Source organism: Brachybacterium sp. AOP3-A1-3, from assembly GCF_052378285.1.
GTDB lineage: Bacteria > Actinomycetota > Actinomycetes > Actinomycetales > Dermabacteraceae > Brachybacterium.
The window spans coordinates 50,387-75,286 of record NZ_JBQSXM010000014.1 but is presented as its reverse complement, the minus strand read 5'-3'; the positions used below and the strand labels follow the sequence as shown (position 1 = coordinate 75,286).

The 24,900-nt window shown below is 71.2% G+C and carries 18 protein-coding genes; 5 read left to right on the top strand and 13 right to left on the bottom strand.

The annotated features are described in order from the left end of the window. Window positions 1–2,449, top strand: a 2,449-nt coding sequence (locus ACT3T5_RS15485) for a YhgE/Pip family protein (protein ID WP_444594825.1), incomplete at its 5' end; no start/stop codon positions are given. Window positions 2,450–2,574: 125 nt separating this feature from the next. Next, window positions 2,575–2,871, top strand: a complete 297-nt coding sequence (locus ACT3T5_RS15480; RefSeq protein WP_444577309.1) for a YrhK family protein — start codon at window positions 2,575–2,577, stop codon at window positions 2,869–2,871. A gap of 16 nt (window positions 2,872–2,887) precedes the next feature. On the opposite strand, the gene ACT3T5_RS15475 is transcribed toward ACT3T5_RS15480, so the two are convergent. Next, a complete protein-coding gene (locus ACT3T5_RS15475; protein WP_444577310.1) occupies window positions 2,888–4,375 on the bottom strand; it encodes a UDP-glucose dehydrogenase family protein in 1,488 nt (495 codons plus the stop codon). 153 nt (window positions 4,376–4,528) lie between these two features. Then, the gene (locus ACT3T5_RS15470) at window positions 4,529–7,882 is read right to left on the bottom strand and encodes an ABC transporter transmembrane domain-containing protein (RefSeq protein WP_444594824.1); all 3,354 of its coding nucleotides are present in this window, start codon (window positions 7,880–7,882) and stop codon (window positions 4,529–4,531) included. Window positions 7,883–8,284: 402 nt separating this feature from the next. Between ACT3T5_RS15470 and ACT3T5_RS15465 the strand changes: the two genes are divergently transcribed. Then, the gene (locus ACT3T5_RS15465) at window positions 8,285–9,001 is read left to right on the top strand and encodes a DsbA family oxidoreductase (protein WP_444594823.1); all 717 of its coding nucleotides are present in this window, start codon (window positions 8,285–8,287) and stop codon (window positions 8,999–9,001) included. Window positions 9,002–9,264: 263 nt separating this feature from the next. Here the strand turns inward: ACT3T5_RS15465 and ACT3T5_RS15460 are convergent, their stop codons facing one another. The 6 genes from ACT3T5_RS15460 to ACT3T5_RS15435 form a co-directional block, all read right to left on the bottom strand. Beyond that, window positions 9,265–10,215 (bottom strand): VOC family protein, encoded by a 951-nt coding sequence (locus tag ACT3T5_RS15460; RefSeq protein WP_444594822.1) that lies wholly within the window; start codon window positions 10,213–10,215, stop codon window positions 9,265–9,267. A 165-nt stretch (window positions 10,216–10,380) separates the two neighbouring features. After that, window positions 10,381–12,609, bottom strand: coding sequence for an FAD-dependent oxidoreductase (locus ACT3T5_RS15455; protein ID WP_444594821.1), 2,229 nt, complete (start codon window positions 12,607–12,609; stop codon window positions 10,381–10,383). Between the two features lie 35 nt (window positions 12,610–12,644). Next, window positions 12,645–13,553 (bottom strand): MurR/RpiR family transcriptional regulator, encoded by a 909-nt coding sequence (locus ACT3T5_RS15450; protein ID WP_444577315.1) that lies wholly within the window; start codon window positions 13,551–13,553, stop codon window positions 12,645–12,647. Between the two features lie 158 nt (window positions 13,554–13,711). After that, window positions 13,712–14,650 carry a carbohydrate ABC transporter permease gene (locus ACT3T5_RS15445; protein ID WP_444594820.1) on the bottom strand — a complete coding sequence of 313 codons (939 nt, stop codon included), beginning with the start codon at window positions 14,648–14,650 and terminating at the stop codon, window positions 13,712–13,714. Further along, complete coding sequence (locus tag ACT3T5_RS15440; protein WP_444594819.1) at window positions 14,643–15,611, bottom strand: carbohydrate ABC transporter permease; 969 nt, start codon at window positions 15,609–15,611, stop codon at window positions 14,643–14,645. Before ACT3T5_RS15440 ends, ACT3T5_RS15445 begins: the two co-directional genes overlap by 8 nt. Window position 15,612: 1 nt before the next feature. Continuing rightward, a complete protein-coding gene (locus ACT3T5_RS15435; protein WP_444594818.1) occupies window positions 15,613–16,923 on the bottom strand; it encodes an ABC transporter substrate-binding protein in 1,311 nt (436 codons plus the stop codon). 121 nt (window positions 16,924–17,044) lie between these two features. On the opposite strand from ACT3T5_RS15435, the gene ACT3T5_RS15430 reads away from it, so the two are divergent. Next, entirely contained in the window at window positions 17,045–18,073 is a 1,029-nt protein-coding gene (locus ACT3T5_RS15430) for an acetylxylan esterase (RefSeq protein ID WP_444594817.1), read from the top strand. On the opposite strand, the gene ACT3T5_RS15425 is transcribed toward ACT3T5_RS15430, so the two are convergent. From ACT3T5_RS15425 to ACT3T5_RS15405, 5 genes are all read right to left on the bottom strand, one after another. After that, complete coding sequence (locus tag ACT3T5_RS15425) at window positions 18,057–19,376, bottom strand: M20 family metallopeptidase (protein ID WP_444594816.1); 1,320 nt, start codon at window positions 19,374–19,376, stop codon at window positions 18,057–18,059. The two genes, ACT3T5_RS15430 and ACT3T5_RS15425, sit on opposite strands and share 17 nt — an antisense overlap. 120 nt (window positions 19,377–19,496) lie before the next feature. Then, window positions 19,497–20,186, bottom strand: coding sequence for an NUDIX hydrolase (locus ACT3T5_RS15420; protein ID WP_444577321.1), 690 nt, complete (start codon window positions 20,184–20,186; stop codon window positions 19,497–19,499). A 151-nt stretch (window positions 20,187–20,337) separates the two neighbouring features. After that, the gene (glpX, locus tag ACT3T5_RS15415) at window positions 20,338–21,330 is read right to left on the bottom strand and encodes a class II fructose-bisphosphatase (RefSeq protein ID WP_444594815.1); all 993 of its coding nucleotides are present in this window, start codon (window positions 21,328–21,330) and stop codon (window positions 20,338–20,340) included. Between the two features lie 631 nt (window positions 21,331–21,961). Next, the gene (locus ACT3T5_RS15410) at window positions 21,962–22,411 is read right to left on the bottom strand and encodes a DUF2871 domain-containing protein (protein ID WP_444577323.1); all 450 of its coding nucleotides are present in this window, start codon (window positions 22,409–22,411) and stop codon (window positions 21,962–21,964) included. A 91-nt stretch (window positions 22,412–22,502) separates the two neighbouring features. Next, window positions 22,503–23,765 (bottom strand): MFS transporter, encoded by a 1,263-nt coding sequence (locus ACT3T5_RS15405; protein ID WP_444577324.1) that lies wholly within the window; start codon window positions 23,763–23,765, stop codon window positions 22,503–22,505. A 163-nt stretch (window positions 23,766–23,928) separates the two neighbouring features. Between ACT3T5_RS15405 and ACT3T5_RS15400 the strand changes: the two genes are divergently transcribed. Then, window positions 23,929–24,864, top strand: coding sequence for an aldo/keto reductase (locus ACT3T5_RS15400; RefSeq protein WP_444577325.1), 936 nt, complete (start codon window positions 23,929–23,931; stop codon window positions 24,862–24,864). Window positions 24,865–24,900 lie beyond the last annotated feature (36 nt).

Sequence of the window (24,900 nt, the reverse complement as noted above, 5' to 3'; positions counted from 1 at the left end):
CTCCGATCTCGCGAGCGGCGCGGGCAAGGTCGCCGACGGCGCCTCGACCCTGCACGACGGCACGCTCGACCTGGTCGTGGGCCTGGGCGACCTCGCCAACGGCGCCGTCGACCTGCAGAACGGGACCGCGACCCTCACCAGCGGAGCACAGCAGCTCAGCTCCGGCCTGGTCGAGCTCGACGAGAAGGGACGCCCGCTGCGCACCGGGGCCTCCGACCTCGCAGCGGGCACGGACCAGCTCGCCACCGGGGCCTCCGACCTCGCCAGCGGCGCCGGCCAGGTGGCCGACGGCACCCAGCAGCTCGACGACACGATCGCCGCCGCCCAGCAGCGGGCCGACGAGATCGGGGTGACCCCCGAGAGCGTCCAGAAGACCAGCGACGACCTGGTCACGGCCATCGACGACCTCGAGAGCGCGGCCCAGGCCGCGGACATCTCCGGGCTGCTCGAGCAGCCTGCGACCGCCGCGGGGACCCTCTCCGACGCAGCGAGCACCCTGGACGGCACCGCCACCGACGTGGCGACGGACGCGCAGACCCTCAGCGAGAACACTGCCGATCGCGCCGCCGATGCCCGCACGCTCCAGGAGGGCGCCTCCACCATCCAGGAGGACGTCACCGCCCTGGACACCTCCGTGCAGGACACGGCGGCGGCCACCGGGACCGCGGCGGACAGCGCCGCGACCTCCTCGGACACGGTCGACACCTACACCGGGAAGGTCGACGACCTCGCGGCCCGCTGCGAGGAATCCGGGGCCGACGCCGCCTTCTGCGACGAGCTCGCCGGCGTCTCGGAGGGCTCGCAGAGCGCCCGTGACGACGCCTCGCAGGCCGCGACGGATGCGAGCACCGCGGACGATGCGGCCCGGACCGCGGCGCAGCAGACCACCGACGTCGCGGACACCGCCACCGGGATGACCGATGCGGCCGACCGCATCGTCACCTACACCGATGACCTCTCCACGACCACGAGCACCCTCGCCGAGGACGCCTCCCAGCTCTCCGACACCACCGGGACGCTCGCCGAGGACGCCTCCACGCTGAACACCACGCTCGCCACGCTGCGCGAGGACGCCGGGACGGGCTTGCCCGACACCCCCGAGGGATCCTCCGCGAGCGACCTCGCCGCCGATCTCACCGACCAGGCACGCGCCGCGGCCGTCGCCCTGCCCGACGCCTACGCGACCCTCCAGCAGGGCGCCGACGACGTGCACCTGCTCAACTCCGGCGCGCAGGACGTCTCCTCGGGCGCCGCGCAGCTCGCCGAGGCCACCGACACCGCGAACTCCGGGGCGCAGGACCTGGCCTCCGGCGTGGGCCGGTACACCGACGGCGTGGGCACCGCCCGCACCGGCGCCGAGGACCTCGCGAGCGGATCCGCCGCCCTCGCCGACGGAGCGGGCCAGCTGGCCGACGGCACCTCCGACGCCCAGTCCGGGGCCGAGAAGCTCGCCGCCGGGGCCGGTGACCTCGAGGACGGCACCGGGACCCTCGCCGACGGGTCCGGGAAGGTCGACGACGGGGCCGGCGATCTCGCCGACGGCGCCGTGGATCTGGACGACGGCGCGGGTCAGCTCGCGGACGGCTCCGTCGAGCTCCGCGACGGGCTCGAGGATGCGAAGGGCGATGTGCCCTCGTACACCGACGAAGAGAGCGACGAGCTCGCCGGGACCGCCTCGGACGTCGTGCAGATGAGCTTCGAGCGCGATCACGAGCTGACGCGATTCGGCGAGGGCCTGGCCCCGCTGTTCCTGGCGATCAGCCTGTGGGTGGGCGGCATGTCCATCTTCCTCATGATGCCGCCGTTCTCCGCCGAGGCCGCCTCCCGCGGGGTCGGCGCGCTCCGGCTGCTCGCCGGCGGTCTGGTGCCCGCGTTCCTGCTGGGCCTGGTGCAGTCCGCCATCGCCGTGAGCGCCCTGCGCTGGGGGGTCGGGATCACCGTCGGGGACCTGCCGCTGATGTTCGGGCTCGCCGGGTTCACGAGCCTGGTGTTCGTGGCCCTGAACCATGGCTTCGGGGCGCTGTTCGGCCCGGTCGGGAAGTTCGTGGCACTGGTGCTGATCGCCCTGCAGATCTCCGGCGCGGGAGGCACCTATCCGGTCGCCACCCTGCCGCCGTTCTTCCAGGCCATCCACCCGTACCTGCCGATGACCCACGCCGTGGACACCTTCCGCGCCGCGATCGGTGGCGGCTGGATCGATCCTCGCGGTGACCTGCTGTGGCTGGGCGGCTGGCTCGCGGTCGGCGTGGTCCTGGGTCTGCTCGGGGCCATCGTCCAGCGCCGCCGCGCACTGCAGACCGACGGGCACGACGGGTCAGACGGGTCAGACGGGTCAGACGGGTCAGACGGGTCAGACGGATCCGATGGTACCGATGGTTCCGACGAGTCCGACGAGAGCGAGGACGAGGGCACCTCGTTCTTCGACGACCCGGAGCCCGAGACGGCCTGACCCGTCCGTCCCCGCGCGGCCCCGCCCGGCCCTGCCCGGCCCTGCCCGGCCCTGCCCGGCCCTGCCCGGACCCACGACCGGCGGAAGCGGGGTTCGCGGACCCGGCAGTTCGTAGAGTGGGCGGGATGAACCAGAACCCCTCCGATGATCGTCTCGTGCTGCACCTGGGCCGGGACGAGCTGATCATCCGCCAGCGCTACGAGACGCTGTCGATCCTCAACGACGTCCTGATCGGGATCATCTTCCTCATCGGCAGCCTCCTGTTCTTCTCCGAGGCGACCATGACGCTCGCCACGACCCTCTTCGTCATCGGCAGCGCCCTGATGCTGGTGCGTCCACTCATCCGCCTCACCCGGCGCGTGCACCTCACGCGCATCCACGACGACGTCCAGCACCCGGCGGAGACAGCTCGGGACTTCTGAGCCGACCGCCTCGCCCCTATGCCTGTGCCGCGGTGTCGATCAGGGCATCCGCGACGGGGTCCCTCCGGTCCTGCGCGGGCAGCGTGGTCGGGGCATCGGGGCGGCCCAGCGCCCGGAACTCCCACCCCGCTGCGCGCCATGCGCTCGGGGTGAGCACGGTGCGGCCGTCGAGGATGCGCGGCCTCGCGACCAGCTGCGCGACGGCGACCGGGTCCAGGTCCCGGTACTCGCGCCACTCCGTGAGCAGGAGCACCAGCTCGGCGCCCCGCAGCGCCTCGGTCGTGTCCTGCACGGCGGCCAGGCCCTCGACCCGGCGGCGGGCGTTCTCGAGCGCCTCGGGATCGGTGACCGTGACGTGCGCCCCGGCGGCCATCAGGCGGGAGACGACCTCGAGGGCCGGGGAGTCGCGCACGTCGTCGCTGTCGGGCTTGAAGGCCGCGCCGAGCACGGTGATGCGTCGGCCGCGCAGGGTCCCGAGCATCTCGCGGGCCAGGTCCACCACCCGCACCCGTCGGCGCTGGTTGATGGCGTCGACCTCGCGCAGGAACCCCAGCGCCTGGCCCACGCCGAGATCCTCGGCGCTGGCGATGAAGGCGCGGATGTCCTTGGGCAGGCAGCCGCCGCCGAACCCTGCGCCGGCGCGCAGGAACTTGTTCCCGATGCGGTCGTCCATGCCGAGCGCGCGGGAGATGTCGGTGACGTCGGCGCCGGTCGCCTCGCACAGCTCGGCCATCGCGTTGATGAAAGAGATCTTGGTGGCCAGGAAGGCGTTCGCGGAGACCTTCACCAGCTCGGCGGCCTCGTAGCCCATGACCAGGCGCGGCACCCCGCCGCCGGGGCTGCCGGGGTTGTCGGGCCTGACGGGGTTCTCAGGGCCGTCGAGCCTGTCGGACCTGCCTGGGCCGTCGGACCTGCCGGGGCCGCCGAGGATCTGCGCGTAGACCGCGTCGAGCATCGCGATCTCCGGGCCGGCGGCCTCGGGGTCGCGCACGCCGTAGACGATCCGGTCGGGCTCGAGGGTGTCGCGCACCGCGAAGCCCTCGCGCAGGAACTCGGGGTTCCACAGCAGGTGCACGCCGTCGATCTGTTCGAGCCGGTCGGCGAGACGGCGGGCGGTGCCGGTGGGCACGGTCGACTTCCCGACCACGAGCGTCCTCGCCCCGGCGCGGGCCGGGAGCACGCCGGCTAGGGAGTCGACGGCGGCGTCCAGAGCGGTGAGGTCCGCACCGAACCCGTCGGCCCGCTGCGGAGTGCCCAGCCCCAGGAAGTGCACGTCGGCGTCGGCGAGGTCGGCGACGTCAGCGGTGAAGCGCAGACGGCCTGCGGCCAGGCCGCGGCGCAGGAGCTCGGGGAACCCCGGTTCATGGAAGGGCGGTTCGCCGGCGGAGAGCCTCTCGAGGCGTTCGGTGTCGACGTCCAGGCCGATCACCTCGTGCCCGAGCTCGGCCATGCTGGCGGCGTGGACGGCGCCGAGGTACCCCACACCGATGACGGAGATCTTCATCGCGGACCCGCTTTCTCGCGCTGCCCCGGGAGATCACCGGTACGGCCGACGAACCCCGCGGGGCCCGGACAGTGGCTCCAGCGTGGCGCGGCCACATGTCACGGGCGTGTCAGGGACGTGGCCGCGCGGTGGCGCGGGATCGAGGGTCGAGGGTCAGCTGACGGTCTCGTCCTGGGCGCGCAGCCAGGTCGTGAGGCGGCTGTCGGGGTCAGAGGCCAGGACCGCGGGCGTCCCGTCCTCGCGGACCTCGCCACCCTCGAACCACAGCACGCGGTCCATGGCGGTGACGGTCTCGGGGTCGCGGCTGCGCACGATCGCCGTGCGTCCCTCGGCCAGCGCCGCCAGGGCCGCGAGGACGGGACGCCGCTCGGCGCCCGACAGTCCGGCGTCGGCCGCATCGAGCACCACGATCGGGGCGTCGCGGAGCAGGGCGCGGGCGATCGCGACGCGGCGCCGCTGACCGTCGGTGAGGACATCGCCGCGGCGCACCAGCACGGTGTCGAACCCATTGCTGAGCTGGGAGATCACGTCATCGATCCCGGCCCGGCGGGCCGCGTCGCGCACCTCGTCGTCGGTGGCGTCGGGGCGGCCGATGCGGATGTTCTCCCGCACGGTGTCGGTGAACAGCACCGGCTCGCGCTGGACGACGGCGAGCTGGCGGCGCAGATCGCCCAGGGAGACGGCGCGGGTGTCGTAGCGGTCCAGCAGCACGCGGCCGGTGTCGGGCTGGTCGAAGCGCAGCAGGTAGGCGATCAGGGCGGCGGATTCCCGACCCTCCCGGTCCAGCAGGGCCACGTGCTGGCCGCTGGGGACCACGAGGGAGACCATGTCGAACAGGTTCCCGCCGCTCCCGGCCGCGGTGTCCGCGGCAGTGGGGACGGGGGTGCTGACAGCGGTGTTGACGGCGGAGAACACGATCTCGCCGCCCACCCGGTCCACGGGCTGAGTGCGCTGGGGCTCGGCGATCGAGGCCTCGCGCTCGAGCAGGTCGGCGATGCGATCACCGGCGGCAGCGGCTCCCCGCAGGGAGCCGACGTTCTCCAGCAGGTCGCGCAGCACGATGAGCAGGATCAGCACATCGACCAGCACCAGCACGAGATCGCCGGGGGTCATGGCATCGGCCGCGACCCGCGATCCGCACAGGAGCAGGGTCCCGACCACGCCGATCCCGGCGACGAGCTGCGTGAGCAGATTCTGCAGGGAGTCGACCCGTCGGGACCGGGTCAGGGCGCGGCCGGCGCGGAGACCCGCCTCGGTCAGCCCGCGCGAGGAACGGGTCTCCAGGCCGTAGGTCTGGACGGTGCCCGTGGCGGCGACGAGCTCATCGGCGGTGTCGGCGAGCATGCGGCTCTCGGAGCGGGCGGTGGCCGCGGCGGAGCGGCTGCGGCGCATCGAGAGGCCGATCGCCAGGGTGTACAGCAGCCCGGTCGCGAGCAGCACGAGCGCCCCGAGTGGCGCGACGATGACCGTCACCACCAGGAGAGTCAGAAGGGTCAGGATGCTCGCCGCGGCCCGCGGCCCGGAATGCGAGAGCAGGTCGCGCAGGGCCGCGACATCCTCGATCAGCGGCCGGACGACGTCGTCCTGGTCGGCCTCGCCCTGACGAGCGGCGGATGACCCCGAGGAGGGTCGCCCCTCGGCGCCCGGCGTCAGCCGGTGCAGGTGGGACAGGAGACTCGAGCGCAAGCTGGTGGCGGTTCGGACCCCGACCCGGCCGAGCGCGGCGACTGCCGTGAAACGGGTCGCGACCTGCAGGACCAGCAGTGCGGAGAAGACGATGACGCCGATCGCGAGGCGGCGGCCCGGGTCGCCCGTGAGCTCGGCCAGCGCCGGCAGATCGGCCCCGGTGGAAGCCACCGCCGCATCGACCGCGTACTTCAGCGGGAAGGGCAGCGCGACCAGCAGCCACACGCTCAGCAGCAGGGCGATCGCCCCGGTGAGCAGAGCGGCGCGGTGGGTGCGCAGGTACGGGCTGAGCACCTGGAGGACGTGATGGAAGCGTCCGGTGGGTGCGTCGTCCTCGGGGGTGCTCTGCGAGGAGGAGGCGTCGGCCGTGCCGCTCGTACTGGTCACGCCGGGCGTGCCGGTCGTGCCGGTCGTGCCGGTCGTCGCGGTGGACGTCGCGGTGGACGTCGCGGCCGCCGTCGATCCGGCGTACCCGGTGGATGCCGCCGAACCTGTCGACGGTGAGGAGCTCTTCGACGACGGCGTTCCGGGCGGGGACGAGAGCGTTCCGGTCGGAGGTGCGGAGTTCGCGGACGTCCCGGAGGCGTCGGGCGATGCGAGCCCGGCGGAGTGTGCGGAATCAGTGGTCCGGTCGTGCTCCTCGACGTCGGCAGAGCCGGTTCTCTCGGCTGTCGGACTGCCGGCCTTCGCTCCCCGCACGCTGCGCCAGAGGTTCTTGGCCTTCTCCGTCGTGGCCTTCTCCGTCCTCGGCGAGCGCGAGTCGGGGGCGTCGCCCGCACTCGGTGCCGGCTGGCCGGTCAGGAGCGACTCCCGCGACCAGCCGAACTTCTTGGCCTTGGGGGACATCGTCACCGGAACGGGGAACGCCGGCAGAGCGTCGCTGGCCGAGCCGCTCGGAGCGGAGTTGGGGTCAGAGGCGTCAAGGGCATCAGGGGCGTCAGGTGCGGCGCCCGCGTTGGCGTCGGAGTCAGAGGCGTCGCCAGCGTCGGCGTCGGCCGAGTCGCCGCCGTACTGGGCCGACTGCTCCCCCGGTTCATCGCCGTCGCGTTCGGCGCTTCCGGCGGATTCATCGACGACGGTCCAGCGGTTCCCCGACTCCGGGTCGAACAGCCCCGACTCGTCGCCCGGCTGGGGGTCGGGAGCGCCGGGCTGTTCACGGTCGGGCGCGAGCGCGGGGTCGCCGGACTGCTCGCGCTCGGCCGTATCCGCTTCAGTCACCGTCGCGACCTGGGCGTCGATGTCGTCGGCGCCGTCCTGCAGCCACGCGGCCTCCGGCGTCGCCGGTGCGTCGCCCGCCGGGGCCTCCAGAGGCTCGTCCTGAAGCTCTGTCTCGTCCGACGGGACTGTCTCGTCCGAGGGGTCTGTCTTGTCCGACGGGACTGTCTCGTCCGAGGGGTCTATCTTGTCCGACGGGACTGTCTCGTGCGACAGGTCCGTCTCGTCCGACGGGTCCGTTGCGGACCACACATCGGTCTCCGCGGCCATCGACCACGAGGGCAGGCGCGGGGACCGCTCGGACGTGCCGGCCTCTGAGCTGGTCCCGTTCCCTGCCGACTCGTCCGGGACGTCCAGGGCGTCGGTCTCGGTCTCGGACGCGGACGCGGACGCGGACGCGGACGCGGTCACGGACCCGGTATCAGCTTCGGCCTCGGCCTCGGCCTCGGCCTCGGCGGCAGTGAGCGGGGTGTCCGTGAGAGCCACGTCGTCGGCCTCCGCCGGAGCGGGCGTGGAGGGGAAAGCAGGCGTCACCGCAGCAGGGCTCGTCGGCCGACTCGTGGTCGCGCGGCCCGTGGTCTGATTCCGCTTCTTGCGCGAGCTCATCAGCGCCGTACCTCCAGGGGTCGCAGGACCGACTCCGCAGCTGCGGGGGTGGCCGCGGTGGGCTCGAGAGGGGAGAACAGCAGGGACATGAGCATCCTGGTCGTCATCGGGGCGGGCTCGCCGTGCGGCGACGGGCACCGTCCAGTGTGGCACCGTCAGTCGGGACATCCCCAGTGTGACCGGTGACCGACCCCAGAGGTCAGCCGAGGAGGGCAACTTCTCAGCACTCACCGTCTCGGCGAAGGGCATCCCGGAGCGCGACTCCGCTCGCGGCGTCCGCGTTGTGCCGGAGGCGAAAGGTGATCCCGGTCCTCGCCGGAACACCGCCCTCGTAGTACCGTTTTCAAGCATCTAGGGGTGCTGCGGGACGGCCGCACACCCATCCTCGCCTTGGAGGGCACGATGACCGAGAGCACCACCAGCCCGAGCACCCCGACGGGCGCCACCGAGCCGCTGATCACCGTCGATGTGTGGACCGACGTGGTCTGTCCCTGGTGCTACATCGGCGAGTCCCGCCTGCACGACGCGATCGCCGCCGAGGGCCTCGAGGGCCAGGTGCATGTGCGCGCCCACTCCTTCGAGCTGGACCCCACCTCCCCCACCGACGCCGTGCGCGACAACATCGCCCACCTGGTCGCCGCCAAGGGCATGCCCGAGGAGAGCGTGCGCGAGATGGAGGCGCAGATCCAGGGGATGGCGCAGGAGCTGGGCCGTGAGTACGTGATCGGTCGGCCGATGGCCAATACCCGCGGTGTGCATCGTGTGCTGCAGGCGATTCGTGAGGTCAGCGGCATCGATGCGGCGACGGGCTACTTCATGGACCTCCAACGCGGTTACTTCACCGGCGCCTCGAACCCCTTCGACGCGGAGACCGTCGTGGCGCGCGCGGTCGAGGCCGGCCTGCCCGAGGATGCGGCGCGGGCCGCCTTCGCCGGCGAGACCCACGAGGCCGAGGTCGAGGCCGATGTGCGCGAGGCCGTGCAGATGGGCGCCCGCGGCGTCCCGTTCTTCCTGTTCAACGACACCTACACCGCTCCGGGCGCTCTGCCGCTGGATGCCTTCCGCCAGGCGCTGCGGCAGATCGCCGAGGAGACCCGGTCCGAGCGGGCGCAGTCATGACCAGCGCAGATCAGCGGCCCACCACCGCAGGCCCGCAGGCCGACGCGGCAGGCACGCGAGCCGATGAGGCTGGCACGACCGCCTCGGAGCGCCCGGCCCCCCTGGCCTCGCTGTCCTCGCTGCTCGGCGGAGAATTCGAGAGTGGCACCGCGTGCGCTGCGGACGGCACCTGCGACTGACCGGACCCCGCACGGACTGATCGGCCCCCGGTCGGCGGATTCCCGCTGACCTGCCCGCCACCGACAGGTCAGCGGTTCAGCGGTTCAGCGGGCCAGCAGCTCCTCGGTGCTGGTCCCGGGCAGGCTCACGGTGACGGGGGTGCCCCACGGGTCGCGCACGTTCACGGAGCGGCCGTCGTCCGCGAAGGGGAGCTTGGCGCCGGACAGGCGAGCGGTCAGGGCGTCGAGGTCCTCGCGGCCGGGCACGGTGATCGCCACGTCGGCCAGGCCGAGCGAGGTGGCACGTGGACCGGCCCCGCGGCTGTTCCAGGTGTTCATCGCGACGTGGTGGTGATAGCCGCCGGCCGCGGCGAACAGGGCGCCGGGGTGGGAGCCCACGGTGGTCTCGAAGCCGAGGGTGTCGACGTAGAACGCCCGGGCCGTGTCGACGTCGCCGACCTGGAGGTGCACGTGGCCCACGATGCCCGGGCGCACGCTCGGGGCGGCGGTGACCTCGTCGGTCAGGTGCTCGCGGAGGTAGGCGTCGGGGTCGAGGTGCAGGGTGTCCATCGCGACCTGGCCATCGGTCCAGGTCCACTGGTCGCGGGGGCGGTCCCAGTACAGCTCGATGCCGTTGCCCTCGGGATCGGCGAAGTAGAAGGCCTCGGAGACGAGGTGGTCGCTGGAGCCCGCGAAGCGGGAGCGGGGATCCTGGGCGGCGCGCAGCACGGTGCCGGCGAGCGCGGCCTGGTCCTCGAAGAGGAAGGCGGTATGGAAGAGGCCTGCCTGGCGGGGATCGACGCCCGGCAGCCCGGGCGTGGCGACGAGGCGCACGAAGGGGACGGTGCCGCGACCGAGGACCCGATGGATCTCGCCGTTCACGCGGGACTGCTCCTCGATCGGGGTGAGGGCGAGGGCGCTCTCGTAGTAGGAGCTCATGAGCTCGAGGTCGCCGACGCGCAGCGTCACGGCATCCATGGCGAGGTCGGAGGAGAAGTGCCGCCCGTCGACCGTGCCGGCCGTCGCGGAGGGGGTGGTCAGGGGCGAGGAGTTCATGGGGCGATCCTTCCGATCGATGTCGTCCCGACCATCATGCGCCCAACTAGATGAAACTTCAATAAGAATGTGATGGGCGCCCGCAGACTCCGGGCTCAGTGCTCAGTGCTCAGTGCTCAGTGCCCAGTGCTCAGTGCCCAGTGCCCAGTGCTCGGCGCTCAGCCATCAGTCCCCGTAGACCCGCAGCGACACGATGCGCGCCGTCGGAGCCCCGTTCATCTCCTCGACCACGACGCGGAGGGAGTCGGTCCGCACCGGGCGGGCGAGCGGGAAGGAGCGGTGGCGTTCGCGGTTCTCCTCCATCCGGGCGATCTCCTGCCACTGCCCGTCCACGAGCGCCTCGACACGGGCGGTGTGCACCAGGGACCGCATCGTGTCGTCCGGGGTGCGGTGATGGTGGAGGTTGATGAGGTCCTCGTTGACGTCGTCGTCGAGCACGAGGTCGACGGTCGTGATCTCCTGCGGGTCCGCCCAGTCCAGCCGCAGCCAGGGCTGCGGGTCCTCGGCGGCGTCGTCCGAGACCCACATCGCCGGGCCGCCGTAGGGCCGTGCGTAGCCGCCGATCGCCTGCTCGGGGGCGAAGGCGCGGGTGGGAGAGGTCGCGCGGAAGCAGATGCCGTGCCCGTGCAGGGTCTCCTTCCAGTACCGCCACTGCTCGGGGGTCGCCTCGTCCAGCGGCAGGTCCCGGTGCCGCATCGTGACGGTGCCGGGCTCGACCCGCTCGGCCTGATGGACCTCGAGCAGCGGGTTCCTCCGCAGGACCACAACGGTGTTCTGGGCCTCGCCCGGCTCCCAGCTCAGATCCGCCCGTGCCCAGGACCGTCCGTGGCGGACCGGGACCACGGCGCTGCGCTCGCGGGCGGCCGGCAGATAGTTCTGCGGCCTGCCCACGCTGTGCAGCTCGACGAGGAGCTCGGTGTCCTCGGCGGCGTCGAGAAGGATCTCAACCTCCCCGAGCTCCGGGTCGACCGGCAGCACGAGGGCGAGATCGTGGTCCAGGGTGATCCGCCCGGTGCTCCGCGTCGAACCGAGCATCGTCTTCGAGGTGGACGCGCTCACCTCGGCGCCGAGCGCCAGGTTCGCCGGGTCGTCGTCACGGACGCCGAGCAGCGAGGCGTCGGCCCGCACCATCGCCCGGTGCAGCTCGGGCACGTGGTCGGCGGCGAGGTCGCGGGGGCTCGCCCCGAGGCGGCCGGCGACCGCGGCGGCGATCCCAGCGGCCTCGCCGAGGATGGCGCAGGTGGCCATCACCCGGGTGCTGCCGAAAGCGACGTGGCTGGCACTGATGTCGCGCCCGGCCATCCACAGGTTCGTGACGTTGCGCGAGTACAGCGCGCGCACCGGGATGTGGTAATTCCCGTCCGGGTGCCAGTGCCGCGATCCCTTCTCGCTCGCATAGACCCCGCCCACGGGGTGGAGGTCGATCGACCAGCCGCCGAAGGCGACCCGATCCTCGAACTCCGTCTGCCCGAGCACGTCGTGCTGGGTGAGGACGTGATCGCCGACGAACCGCCGGTACTCGCGCTTGCCGGGGACGGCCCCCACCCACTCGAGGCTGAGCGTGTCCGCGTCGTACTGCCCGGAGTTCTTGATGTGGTCCCACAGCCCGTAGCAGACGGCCTGCAGCTCGTCGCGGATCCGCTCGTTGTCGTGGACGACGTCGAGGTGGCCTCCCCATTCGATCCACCAGAAGTCACATCCGCTCATCGTCTGGCGGATCACCCGGTTCTGCGGGATCGCGGTCTGGGCGATGTCGATCGCGAAGGGCGGGGCGACGAACTTCTGCGGATGTCCGACGTCCTTGGTGTAGAAGAGGATCGTGGAGCCGAGCATGTCCTCCCCCGCCTGCTCGGGGGCCCAGGACTCGCCGAACTGCTCCCGCGGCTCGCTCCCCCGCATGACCTCCGCCCCGGCGAGATGCCCCACCAGCCCGTCGCCGCTGCAGTCGATGACGCTCCCCCCGGTGAAGGTGATCCGTCGTTCGGAGCCGCTCATCCATCCGGTGACGGACCGGATCACCCGGGCGTCCTCGGGCCCGTCGGCCTCGACCTCGGTGACATCGGTGTTGAGGAACAGCTCGATGCCGGGTTCGGCGCGCACCTTCTCCAGCAGCAGCAGATCCCAGTAGTACGGGTTGCCGTCGGGGTTGCGGAACTGGTTCTCGACATACAGCTCGCCCATGATCCCGGTCTCGCGGGCGAAGAGGTGGATGCCGTGCGCCGTGGCGCCGCAGACCCACACCCGCACCTCGCTCGAGGAGTTGCCGCCGAGCACGGGCCGGTTCTGGATGAGGGCGACCCGGCTGCCCTGCCGGGCGGCTCCGATCGCGGCGCAGACTCCGGCGAGGCCTCCTCCCACCACGACGATGTCAGTGGTGACGGATTCGGTGAGCATGGGGTTCCTTCCAGCAGGTGGGGTGGTGGGGGTCGTCAGCTGTTGTCGAGGTCGGGGGCGGCGGGGGTGTGCGACTGCAGGGTCCCGTCGTCCACGAAGCGCATGGTGGGGTCGGCAGAGCGGCGCTGGGCGACGAGCAGCCAGAGCATGCTGGTCAGCAGGGTGTCGCTCGCGCGACCGGCGAAGTGCTGGGTCCACACGGAGCCGTTGCGGATGCCGGTGAAGAGCGGGATGTCGGCCGCCTGCTCGAGGGCGGAGCCGGGAACGCCGTGCACCGCGATCGTGGTCGCCCCGGCGCGCTCGGCGCTCCGGAGCAGCTCGAGCGCCGTGGCGTCCTTCCCGGAGCGGTTCAGCACCAGGACCACGTCCCGCTCGGTGAAGGTGCGGGAGACGAGATCGAGGGTGCGCGGCCCGGACTCATGGCACCAGACGGCGACGCCGATCCGCTGGAGGCGCAGGTAGAGCTCGCGCACGGCGATGGAGTCGCCCCATTCGCCGTGCAGGTGGACGCGCTCGGCCGCGGTGATCGCGTCGGCCGCGCGTTCGACCTGGGCCTGGTCGATCACGGCGGCGGCATCGCGGAGCGCGCGGGCCGCGGTGCCGGCGAGGATGTCCAGGACATCCCCGGAGGAGTCGGCGGGCGTGATCGCCGTGCCGATGTCCCGCTCCCACCCGGACTGCGCCGCCCGCCCGTTGTCCAGGGCTATCGCCGCGCGCAGGGCCGGGAAGCCGGCGTATCCGAGCTTGCGGGCGAAGCGGGAGATCGCGCCGGGGAAGGTCTCCGCAGCCGTCGCGAGCGCGGTGATCGAGGAGTCGCCGGCGGCGAGGGGGTCGGCGAGGATCGCCTCGGCGATCCGACGGTTTCCGGGGTTGAGCTGGGGCAGCTCCTCACGGAGTCGCCGCAGGGCCGACGGGGAAGCGGCGGGGTCAGGGGTGGTGCTCATGGGCGGGGGTCCTTGTGCAGTCGCGGGAGGCGGGAGGCGGGAGGTCATCGGGCCGGTTCGTCGGGCCAGTCGACGACGGGGCCCGGTGCGGGCGTGACCGGGGCCCTGCCCAGTGTGCTCGGTGCGGCAGGCCCGGAGCTGCTCCGTCGCCACGTCTCCTACTTCAGTGCGCTCTCGGTCATGGCGCGCACGAACCGGCGCTGGAAGATCAGGAACACCAGCAGGATCGGGATGATCGAGATGACCGAGGCCGCCATCGACAGGCCGGCCGCCATCGCCCCGTTCTCGTCGGTGAAGCTGGTCAGCCCCATGGGGAGCGTGTAGTTCTCGGGGGTGGAGAGGAAGACCAGCGGGGTCTCGTAGTCGTTCCAGGACCAGACGAAGGTGAGGATCGCCAGGGCGCTGATCATCGACATCGCATTGGGCAGGTAGATCCGGACAAAGATCTGGAACTCGTTCGCGCCGTCGAGCCGTGCGGCCTCCGCGAACTCGTCCGGCTGGGAGATGAAGTACTGACGCATGAGGAAGGTCCCCAGCACCGTGAACATGCCCGGGAGGATCAGCGCCCACAGGGTGTCGTACAGGCTGAGCTTCTCGAAGTACACGAAGCGCGGCACCAGCAGCAGCTGGGCCGGGATCAGAGACGTGGCGAGGTAGGCGATGAACACCTTGCCGCGCCCGGGGAAGCGGAGCTTGGCGAAGGCGTACCCGGCCAGGGTCGCGGTGGTCAGCTCGCCGAGCACGCGCAGCGCCGCGACGAACACCGAGTTCCCGAAGGGGATGAGGATCGAGCTCTCCCCGAACAGCACCTCCGTGTAGTTCTCCCAGCGCGGCTGGTCCGGGATCCACTGCATGGGGATCCTGAAGGCCTCCAGATCCGGCTTCAGCGAGGTGGAGATCATCCAGGCGAAGGGCAGCAGGAACACCAGCGCGAGGATCCACATCGGGATGCCCCAGGCCCAGCGGCGCACGCGGTCCCGGCGCGTGCGCAGCGCCTGCCGCTGCGCCATGCCCGTGCCCCGGCCAGGCCCGCCGCCGGCCGTCGTGGTCCTCGTGCTCGCCGTCGTCGTGGTCGCCGTCGTCGTCGCGTCAGTCATGGAGCGCCCTTCCTCGCTGGGCTCGCCACATCAGGAGCATGATGGCGAAGATGCCGATGAAGGTCACCAGGCCCACGGCGGAGGCATAGCCGAACCGGTAGAACTGGAAACTGGTCTGGTACATGTAGAACGACAGCGTGGTCGTGGAGTCGCCCGGACCGCCGTTGGTGATCAGGGCGATCATCCCGAAGGTCTGCGAAATCCCCACGAACAGCGTCACCAGCAGGAACACTGTGGTGGGCAGCAGGGACGGCCACGTGATCGTCCGGAAAGACGCCCAGCGCCCGGCCCCGTCGATGCGGGCCGCCTCGTACAGCTGGGTGGGAGCGTCCTGCAGGGCCGAGAGGTAGATGAGGTTCGCGTAGCCGGCCTGGGACCAGATCGTCACCAGGATCAGCGCGGGCAGCGCCCAGTTCGACGAGGCGAACCACTGCGGCAGGTTCTCCGCTCCGAAGACCCCGAGCACCTGGTTCACCAGGCCTGCCTCCGGGTCCAGCAGCATCTGCCAGGTCATGCCGATCGCCACGATGTTCACGATGTACGGCACGAAGAAGGCGGCACGCAGCAGGCCCCGGGCCGGGATGTCCCGGTTCAGGGCGAGCGCGAGCGCGAGGCCGACCACGAGGGTCAGCGGCACGGCGACCCCGGCGTACGCGATCGTGGTCAGGAGGCTGCGCCAGAAGGTCGGGTCCCGGAACACGGCGAGGAAGTTGTCCAGGCCGACGAACTCGATGCCCCCGAAGCCCGAGACGAGGTTCCAGCGGGTGAAGGAGAGCAGCACCACCGAGATCAGGGGCACGAAGGTGAAGGCCAGCACCCCCAGGAGGTTCGGGGCGATGAAGAGCCAGCCGACGTATGCCTTCGGCTCCGAGGGCGCGCGGCCCGTGGGCCGCCTAAGTCGCCCGTCTGCCGCGGCGGCGGGCCCGTCGGCCGTCTCGATCCTGGTGTCGACGATCGCCATGTCAGTCCTCCTCGAACCGGTCGATGAGCGCCTGGGCGTTGCTGTCGACGTTCTCGATGGCCTTCTGCGGAGTCCGCTCGAGGAGCCAGCACACGTCGCGCTGCTGCTGGTACTTCTGCGTGATCTCCGTGTACGCGGTCAGCTCGGTGTCCAGGTGCATGCGCGGCTGGTCCTCGAACAGGGTGCGACGGAACGAGTCGACGTCGAAGAACTCCTCCGCGCCCTCCCCGAGGATTCCGTCCAGGAGCTCGTCGTCCCCGACGTCGCCCAGCAGGGAGATGTACCCCGCCTTGACCACGTCCTGCGCGCTCTCCAGCAGCCAGAACTTGCAGAACTCCCAGGCCAGGTCCTGCTTGGGGCTCTTGGAGTTGATCTGGAGGAAGGCCCCGTACTCGCCGGTGTTCCAGTCGTTGCCGTCCAGGGTCGGCACGGGCGCACAGGCGACCTTGAAGTCGTGGGGGTAGTTCTCCTGGTCGGTGAGGAACCGCAGCGAGTAGGGCGCCGTGGTCCACAGCCCGAAGTCCTGGGCGATGAAGTTGTTCTGCTGGTACGCCTCGAGCTGTCGGGCCAGCGCCTGTGACCAGGGATAGAGCACGCCATCGCGGATCAGCTCCGCGGCCAGCTCGAAGTGCTCCAGGAAGGCGGGGTGGGAGAAGTTGGAGTTCCCGTCCTTCGTGAAGCGGTAGTTGGGGCCGAGCTCGATGCGGGCGATGTCCGGCAGCACGTAGGTGCCGTACTTCCCGTCGTCGGCGAGCGCGCGGATGACCTCGAGGTACTCCTCGACGGTCCACTGCGTGGGCAGCTCGATCCCTGCGCTCTCCCGGAGGTCCTCGTTGAACAGCACCATCTGCGGGATCCGTGTCGTCGCGAGCGCGGTGATCTCGTCGCCGTCGATGAGGGCCTTGGGGTCCTCGGTATCCAGGAAGGCCTCCAGCTCGGGAGTGGCGCGCACGAGATCGCCGACGTCCGCGGCCAGACCGGAGTTGGTGCGCATGGTGAGGTTCGGGACGCCGTAGGTGAAGAAGACGTCGATGTCGACGCCGCCCTGCAGGGCGGTGTTCACCTTGAGGTTCCCGCGATCGTCGTTGACGTACCGCGTGTAGGTGACGTGGGTGCCCGGGTGCTCCTCCTGGAAGCGATCGATCACGGCCTGCGGGCCGCTCTCGGCGGGGATGCCTCCCCAGACCTGGAGGGTGTCCATGTCCTTCGAGGCGGAGGAGGAGCAGCCGGTGACGGCCGCAGCACCGGCCGCGGCGCCCATCGCGCCGGCGAACTGCCGGCGGCTCAGGGAGAGTCCGGATGCGGGGAGCATGCGACAACCTTCCGACGCGACGGTGCGTGGGTCGAGATCCTGGGACGATGCACAACTTTTGCATTTGAGTTCAACTACGTCAACCCTTGTTGCACATTCTGTGCAGTCCTATCGTGGAGCGATGGCGACACCCACCGAGCCGACGCGCGAGCCCCCGGAACGCCCCTGCCGTCCGGGCCACCCGGCCGGGACCGGACCGGTCGATACCGGGTCCGACGGCACCGAGCCCGACCGCTTCGGGCCCGACGGCTTCGACGAGTTCTGGCGGACCACCCTCGCCGAGCACTCGGGCCGCGAGGCCGCTCGCTTCGAGCCGACGGAGTCCCCGTTGCGCAGCATCGACGTCTGGGACGTGACCTTCTCCGGGTTCGACGGGCATCCCGTGAAGGGGTGGATGCTGGCCCCCGCGCACGGCGGCTCGCGCGGGACCGTGGTCCAGTTCCTCGGGAACAACACCGGCCGCGGGATCCCCGAGCAGTGGACGCTGCTGCCGAGCTCCGGCTGGTCGACGTTCGTGATGGACAACCGCGGGCAGACCGGCCCCGCCTCGCCGGGCGACACCCCGGACCCCGTGGGCAGCGGTCCGCAGATCGTGGGCCGCATGACCTCGGGGATCCAGCAGCCGGAGACGTACTACTACCGCCGCCTGTTCACCGATGCCGTGTGCGCGGTCGATGCCGTGCGTGCCCGGCAGGGCTCGGGGGCCGGACCGCTCGTCGTCTCCGGCGGCAGCCAGGGAGGGGCGACCGCCCTGGCCGCCGCGGCGCTGCGCGAGGACATCTCCGGCGCCCTGGTGGAGGTGCCGCTGCTGTGCGACATCCCGCGCTCGGTGGAGACCGCCTCCGACGGACCGTTCACCCAGATCCGCGACTACCTGCGCACCAGGCGCGGGGACGAGGAGACCGTGCTGCGGACGCTGTCGTTCTTCGACGGCGTGCACTTCGCCTCCCGGGCGCAGGCCCCCGCCCTGTTCGCGGTCGGCATGCTGGACCCGGTGTGCCCACCGGCAGGAGTGCTGGCCGCCTACCAGGCCTACGCCGGTGCCGGGAAGTCCCTGCGCACCTACCCGTTCGACGGGCATGAGCACGGGCAGTGGCAGCACAGGCGCCGCCAGCTGGAGTTCCTCGAGGGGCTCAGCGAGGGGCGTTGAGCGGCTCGGAGTCGCGGGGCAGGGAACTGCGGGGCCCGGAACTGCGGGGCCCGGAACTGCGGGGCACGGAACTGCGGGGCACGGCGGAACGCCCCTGGTGCTCCGCCGCGAGCTGGGCCGCCCGCTCGATCACCAGCGTGCGTCGGGTGTGGCTGGTGGCGACGTCCTGGATCACCCAGGCCATCGCGACCGCGCAGTCATCCAGGAGGAGGTAACCCTCCTCGCTCGCGGCGTGCGCGGCGAACTCGCGGGTGTGCAGGGCGCCGCCCGCCCCGGTGATGCCCACGAAGGGGTGCAGGCCCGGCACCCGCTGGGACACGTTGCCCATGTCGGTGGAGGCGGCCATGACGCCGAGCGATCCGGCGAGCGGGCGACCCAGGGCGGCCATCGCCTCGTTCCAGGAGATGCCGAGCACCTCGTCCTGCTGGAGCGGTTCGTAGAGGGGTTCGGAGGCCTCGATCTCCAGCGTGCATCCGGTGGCCACGGCCCCGGCCTCGAAGCAGGCGACGAGCTGGGTGCGCAGCTGCTCGAACTCGGGCATCGTCAGCGCCCGGCACTCGAAGTCGACCACGGCGGTCTCCGGCACGATGTTGGTGACCCCGCCCTGCTGGGGCACCAGGGCCAGGCGCTGGCCGTCCTTGACCCGCTGGCGCAGCAGACCGGCGGCGACCTGGGCGACCACGGCGGCGTCGTTCGCGTTGATCCCGTCGGTCGGGTTCGCGGCGGCGTGCGCCCCGCGGCCCGTGTAGGTGGCGCGCCAGCGGCCGACGGCCTGGCTCGTCGAGCCCAGCACGTCATAGGTGTCCGTGTGCGGGGTGGGGTGGGACATGAGTGCGAGGTGCACTCCGTCGAACACGCCGCGATCGATCAGCAGCTGCTTCCCGCCGCCATGCTCCTCGGCCGGTGTGCCGATGACCAGCAGCGTCACGTCCAGCTGGTCGACGACGTCGGCCAGGGCGAGGGCGGCACCGAGGGAGGCGCCGGCGATGAGGTTGTGCCCGCAGCCGTGGCCGATCTCCGGCAGGGCGTCGTATTCCACGCACAGCGCTGCGACGAGGGAGCCGGCGCCGAGGGTGGCGCGGAAGGCGGTGGGCAGCTCGGCCACGCCGCGCTCGACCGTGAACCCGGCGCCCTCCAGCAGGTCCGCGCAGCGGTCATGGGCATGCTGCTCGGTGAAGGCGGTCTCGGGGTCGGCGTGGATCGCCCGCGCGACGGTGAGCACGTCCTCCCGACGGGCCGCGAAGGCAGCGGCGATCGCGGTCTTGCGCGGGTCGGGGTGCGTGAGGGCGGCGTCGAGGGTCACGGGTCGATCCTGCCATGGTCTGCGGCGTCGGCCCCCGGGGTGCTCACCCCGGAGCGATCACCCGGAGGCGATCGCGGCCCACCGCCGTTCACTCCCCCGCGCGCAGCAGGGGACGCCGGTTCACTCCCCCGCGCGCAGCAGGGGCGGCACCAGAGAGGTGCCGGGGCCTGCGGAGTACAGACGTGCGGGGCGGCCGCCGGTGGGGGCGGCGTGCTTGTCGAGCTCGAGCAGGAAGCCCTCGGTGCGGGTGGCCTTGCGATGGAAGTTGCCGGCGTCCAGGGTGGTGCCCCACACGCTCTCGTAGACCCCGCGCAGCTGGGAGATGGTGAAATCCTCGGGCAGGAAGGTCACGGCGAGCGTCGTGTACTCGAGCTTGGCGCGAGCGCGCTCGATGGAGCACGCGAGCACCTCGGCGTGGTCGAAGGCGAGGTCGATGTCGGCCAGCTCCTCGATGGCCCACCAGCGGGCGTCGGCCACGTCGTCGCCGCGCTGAGGATCCGGGAGATCCGCGCCGAGGGCCATGAAGGCCACGGAGATGACGCGGGCGCGGGGGTCGCGATGCGGGGTGCCGAAGGTGCGGACCTGCTCGAGGTGCACGGCGCTGCTGCCCAGCGAGGCCTCGTCGGCGAGCACGCGGTAGGCGGCGTCGTCGAGGTCCTCCTCGAGCTCGATGAATCCACCCGGGAGCGCCCAGGCGCCCCGGTGGGGGTCGTCCTCGCGCTGGACCAGCAGAACGTTGAGGGCATCGGCCCGCAGGGTCAGGACGATGAGGTCGACGGCGACGCGGATGTCTTCAACGGGGGAGGCCATACGGTCACCTTAGGGGTGGTTATGGTCAGCTTGACTACTACTGAAGTGCGTGTCACAGAACGAATTCAGCCGTCTTCGCCCGTCGCGGACCGGCGGGAACCGGCCTGCCCGGTGGTCCTGCCGCGACCCTCGGGCAGGCGGGCGGACCCTTTCACTCCGAGATCCAGCGGCCCCACTTCTCGGCACGGTGCTCCGCCTCGACGATGCGCACGGTGCCGGACTGGGCCCGCATCACGATCGACTCCGTGATCAGGTGATCGCGCTGGTAGCGCACGCCCTTCAGCAGGTCGCCATCGGTGATGCCGGTCGCTGCGAAGTAGCAGTTGTCGGTGGTGACCAGGTCCGACGTGGTGAGCACCCGGTCCAGGTCATGCCCGGCGTCGACCGCCTTCTGCCGCTCGGCGTCGTCGATCGGGGCGAGCCGGCCCTGGATCATCCCTCCGGTGGCCTTCACGGCGCACGCGGCGATGATCCCCTCGGGGGTCCCGCCGGTGCCCAGCAGCATGTCCACCCCGGCGCCGCGCGCGGCCGCGATCGCCCCGGCGACGTCGCCGTCCATGATGAACTTGACGCGTGCGCCGGCGTCGCGGATCTCCTGCACCAGGGGCTCGTGGCGCGGCCGCTCGAGCACGCACACGGTGACCTGGCTGACCGGCTTGTCCAGGGCCTTCGCGACCAGGGAGACGTTCTGCGCGACCGGCAGGCGCAGGTCGACGTACTCGGCGGCCTCGGGCCCCACCACCATCTTCTCCATGTAGAACACGGCCGACGGGTCATACATGCTCCCCTTCTCCGCGACGGCGAACACGGCGAGCGCGTTGTTGTAGCCGAGCGCGGTGAGGCGGGTGCCGTCGATCGGGTCGACCGCGACGTCCACGTCGGGGCCGGTGCCGTCCCCGACGCTCTCGCCGTTGAACAGCATGGGCGCTTCGTCCTTCTCGCCCTCGCCGATCACGACGGTGCCGTTCATCCGCACGGTGTCCATGAAGGTGCGCATGGCATCGACGGCCGCGCCGTCGGCCCGGTTCTTGTCCCCCGCGCCCACCCAGCGGGCGCCGGCGATGGCGGCCGCCTCGGTCACACGGACCAGTTCGAGGGCGAGGTTGCGGTCCGGGGCGGTTGGGGTGCTGGCAGGGCTGGTCATGAAGGCCTCCGTCGTCGTCGTCGGGGTCGATCCATCCCGCGCCTCCGGATGCCCGATCGTGACGGGCCGGACGATGCGGTGCGGGTCCTTCGGACTCTACCCGGCGGACGGTCAGCGCTGGGAGGACTGCGGGTGAATCCGCTGTGCAGAACGCCTGTGCACGACCTCTGTGCGGGATGTCCGTGCAGGGCCTCTGTGCAGGATGTCCGTGCAGGGCCTCTGGTCAGGTGCTGGAACAGGCAGGAGCCCTGCTGGCCCAGGGTGAGGTCCCGGGGAGCTGGCCCGGGGTGCTGGCTCGGGATGCGGTCTCGGGATGCGGTCTCGGGGCGTGCTGTTCGTGCGCCTGCTGCCGCCTCTGCGTATCCACCGGCACCTCTGGCGTACAAGCAGCCCGTCTCCACGCATCCACTGGCGCCTGGTGTACAAGCAGCCCGTCTCCACGCATCCACTGGCGCCTGGCGTACAAGCAGCCCGTAGAGGGCGGAGCCTGCACACATGGCGCCAGTCGCGCCCTCGCTGCCCTTTCCTACGCATCCACTGGCCCATGCAACCAATGGCGCCTGGTGTGCAGGCAGCCCGTATAGGGCCACACCTGCACACCAGGCGCCAGCGGGTGCGCTCTCGAGAGAGGTCAGGCGGTGACGGTGTTCTTCTCGAGGGCTGCGGTGCGGTCCTTGATGCCGGCGCGCACGGCGATGAACAGGGCCACGAGGCCGACGGTCAGGAGCATGTGGCCGAGGCCCGCGATGCCGGGGATGGCGGCGCTGGTGGTGGCGGGATCCTGACCGTCGAGGGTGAGGAAGCCGCGCACGGCCTGCATCGCCACGGTCACCACGAGGCCCACGTTGTAGGTCCAGTAGAAGACCGAGAAGGAGCGGCGGCCGCTGAGGGAGAACACCGCATCCAGGGCGAGGACCACGAGGAACATGACCATGCCCAGGACGAGCAGGTGGGTGTGGAGGGTGTTGAGCTGGGTGTGGGTGCCGAGGTTGTCGGTGGCCTTGGTGAACTCGCGGTAGAAGAGTCCGGAGGCGAGGCCGAGGATGATGTACGCGAAGGCGGTGTTGAGGAGCTTGTTCATGTCTTCGACTTTAGATTTCCGGGCTGACCTGGGGATCAACCGAAGGATTGATCGCCGTGGTGGCCCGGGCCACGCAGCGAGGGCCGTGCTGTCAGACGGCGACCCGCTGGCGGGTGGCCCGGAGGTGCCAGGCCCAGAACCCGCCGCCGAGCAGGGCGAAGGCGAGGGACGTGAGACCGAGCGCCACGAGGCCCGTGGTGACCAGCGGCGCGATCAACCCGGCGAGCAGGGCGTTGAGGACCAGGCCGAAGAAGGTGCCCAGTGAGGCCGCGGCGCCGCGCTCGTGCGGGAACAGGTCCAGCACCTCGAGCTGGATCGGCGCGAACAGCAGGGCGACCGTGAACGCGATGAGCATCGGTCCGATGACGGCGAGCAGCAGGCCCCAGCTCAGGCCGCCGGTGAACTCCGGCGCGAAGGAGACCAGCACCAGGTTCACGATGGTGGTGACGACGGTGCCGACGAACCCGAAGGTGATCAGTCTGCTGCGGTCCATGAGGTCGGCGACCCGGCCCACCACCCAGGCCCCGGAGAGCATGCCGATGATCAGCGGGATGAACAGCACCCAGAAGTCCCGCTCGCCGAGCCCCAGCAGCCGCACCACCACGATCGACGCCCCGGCGATGAACAGGAACTGGGCGGCGAACCCGAAGGCGGAGGCCGCGGCGACACGCAGCATCACCGGTGAACGGGCCACATGGGCGAGGGAGCCCAGCAGCGAGCGGACGCGCAGCGGGGTGCGGGCCTCGGGCGGGAGCGTCTCGGGCAGCCGCACGGTGAGGACCAGGACGAGCAGCGCGTAGACGCCGACCCCGGCGAACACCCACCGCCAGTCCCCCAGCAGCAGGAGCCAGCCCCCGAAGATCGGGGCGACCGCGGGTGCGACCGAGAAGATCATCATGACCTGGGCCATCAGCCGCTGCGCCTCGGATCCCGAGAACATGTCGCGGATGACCACGCGGGAGACGATCGTGGCGGCGCCCGCGCTCATCCCCTGCAGCACGCGCAGCAGGATCAGGGTGCCCATGCTGGGGGCGAGCACGCAGCCGAACATGCCGATCAGGTAGATGACAAGGCCACCGATCATGACCTTCTTCCGGCCCAGAGCGTCGGAGAGCGGGCCGTGGAAGATCGACATGACCGCGAACGCCGCGAGATAGGCCGAGACCAGCTGCTGCAGGGCGACCTCGTCCCCGCCGAACTCCGCGCCGATCCTGGTGAAAGCAGGGAACACCGTGTCGATGGTGAACGGGCCGAGCATCGCGAGCGAGGCGAGCGTCAAGGTGATCCGCGCGCCCGCCTTCGCCCGCCGCGGCGAGGTGGGCGGAACGTGGGAGGTGGGGAAGGGCGTGGTCACCGTGTCGATCCTAGGGAGGAACCGCCTCGCGGCGCACCTGCATCCCGCGGGTCGGGAACGCTCACGAAATGCCATGTACGGCGGCGGCCAGCGGGCATAGGCTCTCTCCCGGCGCCGCTGCCCCTGGCGACGCCGCCGGTCCCCTGCCCCGTGAGGTCACTTCATGAAGCACATCGCCATGCCGCACACCGATATCTCCGCACCCAACGTGGTGCTGGGGCTGATGCGCATCTCCGAGAAGTCCGACGACGAGATCCGCACCCTGGTGCGCACCGCTCGCGACGCCGGCATCGATTTCCTCGATCACGCCGACGTCTACGGCGGCGAGCTGCACCAGTGCGAGGCTCGTTTCGCCGAGGCGATGCAGCTCAGCTCGTCGGAGCGGGACCAGGTCACGCTCCAGACCAAGGCTGGCATCGTGCCCTCCGGCCCGTACTTCGACTACTCCTACGAGCATCTGATCGAGTCCGTCGAGGGGTCGCTGAAGGCGCTGCAGACCGACTACATCGACATCCTCCTGCTGCACCGTCCCGACGCACTGGTCGAGCCCGAGGAGGTCGCCCGTGCCTTCGACGAGCTGCATGCGAGCGGCAAGGTGCGCAGCTTCGGCGTCTCCAACCACACCCCTCGCCAGATCGATCTGCTCGCCAAGCACCTGAACCAGCCGATCGTCGCCAATCAGCTGCAGCTGTCGATCACGCACTCCACGTTCATCGCGCAGGGCGTCTCGGCGAACATGCAGGGCACCGACCAGGCGATCGTCCGCGACGGCGGCGGGATCCTGGACTACTGCCGCCTGCACGACATCACCGTGCAGGCCTGGTCGCCGTTCCAGGCCGGGTTCTTCGACGGCGTGTTCCTGGGCAACCCGGAGCACGCGGAGCTCAACACGGTCATCGACCGCCTCGCCGCGAAGTACGACGTCGCCCCCGAGGCGATCGCGACCGCGTGGATCACGCGTCACCCGGCGCAGATGCAGGTGGTGCTCGGCACCACCACCCCGCAGCGCGTCACGGACTCCGCCGCCGGGTCCGAGATCCCGCTGACCCGGCCGGAGTGGTACGAGCTGTTCCGCGCCGCCGGCTGGATCGTCCCCTGATCCGCGCCACGGCCTGACCCGCCGTGACCAGCAGAT